The organism is Klebsiella sp. YJ (genome assembly GCF_002108615.1).
GTDB lineage: Bacteria > Pseudomonadota > Gammaproteobacteria > Enterobacterales > Enterobacteriaceae > Klebsiella > Klebsiella planticola.
Genome location: NZ_MTEG01000016.1, coordinates 138,129 through 145,713, shown reverse-complemented (window position 1 = coordinate 145,713; position 7,585 = coordinate 138,129). Strand labels below are relative to the sequence as shown.

General features: G+C 58.2%; 6 protein-coding genes. 1 reads left to right on the top strand and 5 read right to left on the bottom strand.

All coding sequences use genetic code 11. The features are described 5' to 3' along the window. Positions 1–522 precede the first annotated feature (522 nt). Entirely contained in the window at positions 523–3,138 is a 2,616-nt protein-coding gene (gene pepN / locus BV390_RS18065) for an aminopeptidase N (RefSeq protein WP_064385521.1), read from the top strand. A gap of 110 nt (positions 3,139–3,248) precedes the next feature. On the opposite strand, the gene ssuB is transcribed toward pepN, so the two are convergent. The 5 genes from ssuB to ssuE are packed head-to-tail and all read right to left on the bottom strand — an operon-like array spanning position 3,249 to position 7,493. Continuing rightward, a complete protein-coding gene (ssuB, locus tag BV390_RS18060; protein WP_032688507.1) occupies positions 3,249–4,022 on the bottom strand; it encodes an aliphatic sulfonates ABC transporter ATP-binding protein in 774 nt (257 codons plus the stop codon). Then, positions 4,019–4,810: an aliphatic sulfonate ABC transporter permease SsuC gene (gene ssuC, locus BV390_RS18055; protein WP_004860122.1), complete on the bottom strand. Its 792-nt coding sequence runs from the start codon at positions 4,808–4,810 to the stop codon at positions 4,019–4,021. The genes ssuB and ssuC overlap by 4 nt, the downstream gene beginning before the upstream one ends. 10 nt (positions 4,811–4,820) lie before the next feature. Beyond that, positions 4,821–5,966 (bottom strand): FMNH2-dependent alkanesulfonate monooxygenase, encoded by a 1,146-nt coding sequence (ssuD, locus tag BV390_RS18050; RefSeq protein ID WP_049267184.1) that lies wholly within the window; start codon positions 5,964–5,966, stop codon positions 4,821–4,823. Continuing rightward, positions 5,963–6,925, bottom strand: coding sequence for a sulfonate ABC transporter substrate-binding protein (locus tag BV390_RS18045; protein WP_032688505.1), 963 nt, complete (start codon positions 6,923–6,925; stop codon positions 5,963–5,965). The genes ssuD and BV390_RS18045 overlap by 4 nt, the downstream gene beginning before the upstream one ends. After that, positions 6,918–7,493 carry an NADPH-dependent FMN reductase gene (ssuE, locus tag BV390_RS18040; protein WP_004860128.1) on the bottom strand — a complete coding sequence of 192 codons (576 nt, stop codon included), beginning with the start codon at positions 7,491–7,493 and terminating at the stop codon, positions 6,918–6,920. The genes BV390_RS18045 and ssuE overlap by 8 nt, the downstream gene beginning before the upstream one ends. Positions 7,494–7,585: the final 92 nt, after the last annotated feature.

Here is a 7,585-nt window from a genome sequence, read left to right as displayed (position 1 = left end):
GACGGGCGTGCTGAGTTTGCAAAGCTCATGGGAAGGGCGCTTATAACGGCTGACGGTGAGGCGATCGAGGGAGAGGCTCTCGACGACGTTGAGGTTGGAGGAGTGGTGACGCATACAATCATCGATCTGATGCGTGATGAGTCGCCGGTGTAAGCTTGAAAAATGGTGCGCACCTAAATTTCATCTTTACGTGATGCAGGATGCCATGCATTTGGAGGTGGTTAAACTTGAGGAGTTTGGTTCTGGAAAGTTGCTCGCAAAAGGAATGGGGCATGCATGGGGCATAAAATGAGGGCGAACGAGGGCGAACTTAGTAACCATGTATCCATCAAGGCCATAACCTGTTGTTTATGAATGCGCTCTTGGGCGACCTTGGATGTTAATAGAAACTACGCTCTTATATTATCAATATGTAGCAATTTTCGTGTTTAGCGTTGAAAAGATGAAGATTCTGCATAGCGCGATCTACGCAACAGGAATAGACTGGGTTTGACACTTTATGGAACATGCTAAAGGTTTTTTATGACACAACAGCCCCAAGCCAAATACCGCCACGACTACCGTGCGCCGGATTATCTGATTAGCGATATCGATTTGACCTTTGACCTGGATGCCGAGAAAACCGTGGTTACGGCTGAGAGCAAAGTCTCCCGTCACGCGGCGGCGTCCGATGCGCCGTTGCGTCTGGATGGCGAAGACCTGACGTTGGTCTCCCTGCAGGTGGATGGCCAGCCGTGGAGCAACTATAAAGAAGAAAATAACCAGCTGGCGATCGGCGGATTACCGGAACATTTCACCCTGACCATCGTCAATGAAATCAGCCCGGCGGCGAATACGGCCCTGGAAGGTCTCTATCAGTCTGGCGAAGCCCTGTGCACCCAGTGCGAGGCGGAAGGTTTCCGTCACATTACCTGGTACCTGGATCGTCCGGATGTGCTGGCCCGCTTCACAACCAAAATTATCGCCGACAAAACGAAATACCCGTTCCTGCTCTCCAACGGCAACCGCGTGGCGCAGGGCGAGCTGGATAACGGTCGTCACTGGATCCAGTGGCAGGATCCGTTCCCGAAACCGTGCTATCTCTTTGCGCTGGTGGCCGGCGACTTCGACGTATTGCGCGATACCTTCAAAACCCGTTCCGGACGTGAAGTGGCGCTGGAGCTGTTCGTTGACCGCGGCAATCTCGACCGCGCGCCGTGGGCGATGACCTCGCTGAAGAACTCGATGAAATGGGACGAAACCCGTTTTGGTCTCGAGTACGACCTCGACATCTATATGATTGTCGCCGTCGACTTCTTTAATATGGGGGCGATGGAGAACAAAGGGCTAAACGTCTTTAACTCCAAATACGTACTGGCCCGTACCGATACCGCAACCGATAAAGATTATCTCGATATTGAACGCGTCATTGGCCACGAATACTTTCATAACTGGACCGGCAACCGCGTGACCTGCCGCGACTGGTTCCAGCTGAGCCTGAAAGAAGGGCTGACCGTGTTCCGCGATCAGGAGTTCAGCTCCGATCTCGGTTCGCGCGCGGTGAACCGGATTAACAACGTGCGCACCATGCGCGGTCTGCAGTTCGCTGAGGATGCCAGCCCGATGGCCCATCCGATACGCCCGGATAGCGTTATCGAGATGAATAACTTCTATACCCTGACGGTGTATGAGAAGGGCGCCGAAGTGATCCGCATGCTCCATACGCTGCTGGGCGAAGAGAATTTCCAGAAAGGGATGCAGCTGTACTTCGAGCGCCACGACGGCAGCGCCGCCACCTGCGACGATTTTGTCCAGGCGATGGAGGATGCCTCTAACGTCGACCTGTCGCATTTCCGTCGTTGGTACAGCCAGTCCGGCACGCCGGTGGTGAGCGTCCATGACGACTACAATCCGGAAACCGAGCAGTATACGTTGACCATCAGCCAGCGTACGCCGCCGACCGCGGAACAGCCGGAGAAACAGCCGCTGCACATTCCTTTCGATATCGAACTGTATGATAACGAAGGGAAGGTGATCCCGCTGCAGAAAGGGGGCCATCCGGTGCATCACGTGCTGAATGTGACCCAGAGCGAGCAGACTTTTGTGTTCGACAACGTCTACTTCCAGCCGGTACCGGCGCTGCTGTGTGAGTTTTCCGCCCCGGTGAAGCTGGAATATAAATGGAGCGACCAGCAGCTCACCTTCCTGATGCGCCACGCGCGCAACGACTTCTCCCGCTGGGATGCCGCGCAGAGCCTGCTGGCAACCTACATCAAGCTGAACGTCAACCGCCATCAGCAGGGCCAGCCGCTGTCGCTGCCGGTTCACGTCGCCGATGCGTTTCGCGCGATTTTGCTGGATGAGAAGATCGATCCGGCGCTGGCGGCTGAAATTCTGACGTTGCCTTCCGCCAATGAAATCGCTGAGCTGTTTGCGATAATCGACCCGATCGCCATTGCGGCGGTTCGCGAAGCGTTGACCCGCACGCTTGCAAAAGAGCTGGCGGACGAGTTCCTCGCGGTTTACAACGTCAACAAGCTGGCGAACTATCGCGTGGAACACGCCGATATCGGCAAGCGTTCACTGCGCAATACCTGCCTGCGCTATCTGGCGTTTGGTGAAGTTGAACTGGCGGATAAGCTGGTCGTCGCCCAGTATCATCAGGCCGACAACATGACCGACGCGCTGGCTGCACTGTCGGCCGCGGTCGCCGCGCAGCTGCCTTGCCGCGATACCCTGATGCAGGAGTATGACGACAAATGGCACCAGGACGGCCTGGTCATGGATAAATGGTTTATCCTGCAGTCCACCAGCCCGGCGGACAATGTTCTTGAGACGGTTCGCGGCCTGCTGAATCACCGCTCGTTTAGCATGAACAACCCGAACCGCGTACGCTCGCTGATTGGCGCGTTTGCCGGCAGTAACCCGGCGGCATTCCACGCCGAAGATGGCAGCGGCTATCAGTTCATGGTGGAGATGCTGACCGAACTCAACAGCCGCAACCCGCAGGTGGCGTCCCGGTTGATTGAACCGTTGATTCGACTGAAACGCTACGATGCTAAACGCCAGGCGCTGATGCGCGCGGCGCTGGAGCAGTTGAAAGGTCTGGAGAATCTCTCTGGGGATCTGTTCGAGAAAATCAGTAAGGCGCTGGCGTAACGGGGCAGGACTCCCGGATAACGGCGCGGATGCGCCTTATCCGGGCTATTCACAATCTCGGGCCGTCGCCCCGGCAGGCACCGCCCCGCCGGGGCGATCTCCGGGCTGGCTTAACCGTGGCTCAATAAGCGCGGCGCCGATTCGCTCTTACCGCGTTTCATCACTCTGTTCAGCACCTCGGCTTCCAGTTCAGCCAGTCTGGCCGATCCGGTCCGCCGCGGTCGTGGAATATCGACGGCGACATCGAGGCCAATTTTCCCTTCTTCAATCAACAGCACCCGGTCAGCCATGGCCACCGCCTCACTCACATCATGCGTCACCAGCAGTACGGTAAAACCGTATTCCTCCCACAGCGAGACGATCAGATCCTGCATCTCCAGCCGGGTTAACGCATCCAGCGCACCCAGCGGTTCATCGAGAAGCAGCAGGCGAGGACGATGAATCAGCGCGCGGGCCAGCGCAACGCGCTGTTTTTGTCCGCCGGAGAGCGCAGCCGGCCAGTCGCCGGCGCGGTTTTCCAGGCCAACGCTGGCCAGCGCCTGCAGGGCGGCATCACGCCATTGGCCCTTCAGTCCAAGACCGACGTTGTCTATCACCGATTTCCACGGCAGCAGCCGCGAGTCCTGGAACATCATGCGACTGTCTTCCTGGACCTGTGCCAGCGGCGTTGAGCCGGCCAGCAGCTCGCCAGCGTTGGGTTTTTCGAGCCCGGCCAGCAGACGCAGCAGGGTACTTTTGCCGCCGCCGCTGCGCCCGACCACCGCGACAAACTGCCCGGTCGGAATATGTAAATCCAGTGCGTTAAGAATGGTATTTTCGCCGTAGCGTTTGGTCACGCCGTTAAGCAACAGCGGGATCCCTGGGTTCAGACGGGCAGTAGTCATGCGTTGGCCTCCTGAAGATGATAAGCCGGGTTCCAGCGTAGCCAGACGCGTTCCAGCAGCTGCGCGCTGAAGTCGGCCAGTTTGCCAAGAATGGCATACAGAATAATGGCGACCACCACTACATCCGTTTGTAAAAACTCCCGCGCATTCATCGCCAGGTAGCCAATACCGGCGTTAGCGGAGATGGTTTCGGCCACAATCAGCGTTAACCACATCAGCCCGAGGGCAAAGCGGATGCCGACCATTATCGAGGGCAGGGCCCCCGGCAGAATCACATGACGGAACAGGGCGAAGCCGGACAGGCCATAGCTACGCGCCATTTCCACCAGTCCGCGATCGATATTGCGAATGCCGTGCCAGGTGTTGATGTAGATTGGGAACATGGTCCCCAGCGCGACGAGGAAGATTTTGGCGCTTTCATCAATGCCGAACCATAAAATAACCAGCGGAATCAACGCCAGATGCGGGACGTTACGCAGCATCTGAATCGAGGTATCCAGCAGACGCTCTCCCCAACGCGACAATCCGCTTATCAGGCCCAGCACCAGCCCGATGGAACCGCCGATGGCGAAGCCCAGCAGAGCACGCCATGAACTGATGGCCAGGTGTTGCCACAGTTCGCCGCTGGCGGAAAGCGTCCAGAAGGCCTTGAGCACCCCCTCCGGAGAGGGGAGGATGCGGGTGGATAACCAGCCGACGGAAGAGGCGAGCTGCCAGATAATGACGGTCCCCACCGGCAGCAGCCAGGGGGCAACCCGCAGCAGCAGTTTTTGCGCAGACGTAGCCATGATGTGCTCCTTAGCTTTGTGCGACTTTGCGCGGGATAAATTCGTTGGCCACCGCCTCGCCCTGCAGGTGCAGAGGTTGCGGCTGCGGAATCGACGGGATATTGACATCCAGCAGCGGGAACAACAGTTCGCCGACGCGATAAGCTTCTTCAAGGTGCGGATAGCCGGAGAAGATAAAGCTATCGATACCCAGTGCCGCATATTCATTGATGCGTTCGGCTACGGTAGCCGCATCGCCGACCAGAGCGGTTCCCGCACCTCCGCGTGCCAGCCCGACGCCGGCCCACAGGTTAGGGCTGATTTCAAGCTTGTCGCGCCGTCCGTTGTGCAACGCGGCCATCCGCTGCTGTCCGACGGAGTCGGTTTTGGCAAAGGCGGCCTGCGCCCGGGCAATGGTGTCGTCATCCAGATGCGAGATGAGGCTTTCGGCCGCTTCCCAGGCTTCTTCATTGGTTTCCCGGACAATGACATGCAGACGAATACCGAAACGGACCGTACGACCGTGACGAGCGGCTTTTTCACGCACCTGGGCGATTTTTTCCGCCACCTGCTCCGGGGGCTCTCCCCAGGTGAGATAGAGTTCGACCTGCTCGGCGGCGAGATCCTGCGCCACGTCGGACGATCCGCCAAAGTAGAGCGGCGGGCGCGGCTGCTGCAGGGGCGGAAACAGCAGCTTCGCACCGCGTACCCGCTGGTGTTTTCCATTGAAGGTCACGGTTTCGCCTTCCATCAGGCGGCGCCAGATATGAGTAAATTCAGAAGAGGCTTCGTAACGTTCGGTATGGTCGAGGAAAACTCCGTCACCGGCGAGCTCCTGCGGATCGCTGCCGGTGACCAGGTTAAACAACGCCCGACCGTTGGACAGGCGGTCGAGCGTAGCGGCCTGGCGGGCGGCGACAGTCGGAGAGGTCACGCTCGGGCGCAGGGCAACAAGAAATTTCAGGCGCTGGGTGACGGGAATCATCGAAGCGGCAACCAGCCACGCATCTTCGCAGGAGCGCCCGGTCGGGATCAGGACGCCGGTAAAACCGAGGCGGTCCGCGGTTTGCGCAATTTGCTGCAGATAGCCGTAATCCACCGGGCGGGCACCCTCTTCAGTCCCCAGGTAGCGACCATCACCGTGGGTCGGTAAAAACCAGAACATATTCAGACTCATGATTTCGCTCCTTGTGCGGTTGCGGGTTGCCAGATGCGGGTACGGATGTCGACTTTTTTCGGCACCAGTTTGTTCTCGTAGAACAGATCGGCAGTTTGCTGCTGCCGGGCGGCGGTTTCGGCACTGACGGGAGTAATGGTGGTCGGCGGCCGATGATCCAGATAGCTGGCGATCACCGTTTCAGGGAGGCCCATCGTTTTGGCCAGCAGGGTAATACTTTGCGGGCGTTGGCTCAGCGTCAGGGCATCCGCCTGGCTGAAGGTGTCGAGCACGCCGCTAATAAAGGCGCCGTTCTTTTCTGCATAGGGGCGCGAAGCCAGATAGAAAGAGCCGGTTTGTTTCAGATCGGTTCCGTCTTTGAGCACCCGGGCGCTCGCTTGTTGCAGAGCGGCTGAATAGTAGGGATCCCAGATAGCCCATGCATCAACATTGCCCTGTTGAAACGCCGCGCGGGCGTCCGCGGGGGCAAGATAAACGGGCTGAATATCGCTGAATTTTAGTCCTGCCTGCTGTAATGCCCTTAGCAGCAGGTTGTGGGAGCTGGAGCCTTTCTGAAACGCGACCTTACGGCCCTTCAGTTCAGCGACGGTTTTGATCGGGCTGTTTTCCGCGACCAGAATCACTTCCGCTTTTGGCTTCGGGGGTTCCGCGCCGACGTAAACCAGATCGGCACCGGCGGCCTGGGCGAAAATCGGTGGGATATCGCCGGTACTGCCCAGATCGATGCTGCCGACGTTTAGCGCTTCAAGCATCTGGGGACCGGCGGGAAATTCTACCCAGGTGATTTTGCTGTTCGGGTAGCGTTTTTCCAGCAGTTGATGGCTTTTAGCCAGCACCATACTGACGCTGCCTTTTTGGTAGCCGATGCGCAGCGCGTCCGGCGCGGATTGTGCCGCATGGCTCAGGGCCGATAGCGTCAGCAACCCGCTCAGCGCGAGGGTCCTGAAAAGGTTAGGCATGTTCCACCCCGCGGAGGGTCTTGAGCGCGGGAGCGCGGCTGGTCGGGCGGTGCAGCGCCTGCCAGAAGGTCTCCAGCGCCAGGTCGAGGCGTCCCTGCAGATTAGGCGTAAACTGCGGCTTATGTTGATAGTCGGTGACCTGGCTATCGTCGGCGAATACTCCGTGCAGAATCTCCTGCGCTTTCAGGGCGTTGAGCACCGGTTTCAGCGCATAATCCACCGCCAGCATGTGGGCGATCGTGCCGCCGGTGGCCAGCGGCAGGACGATTTTCCCCTCCAGCGCCCGTTCCGGGAGCAGGTCGAGCAGCGTCTTCAGCGCGCCGGAAAAAGAGGCCTTATAGACCGGGGTAGCGATGATAAGCCCATCGGCGCCTGCCAGCTGTTCATTCAGCGTATGTAATGCCGGGTTATCGAAGCGGGCATACAGCAGGTCTTCCGGAGCAAAATTTTGCAAATGCCAGTGGCAGACTTCAACATCTGCCGCGGAGAGCGTCTCTCTGGCATATTCCAGAAGCGCGCTGGAACGGGAAGGGTAACGCGGACTGCCCGCAAGTGTAATGACACGCATCTTCTCTCTCCTTATAACCAAATGTTTGCATTTATCTATAATTGATAACATTTGCTGGCAGTGTGACAGAGCCGATTTATTTCCCTAAATGA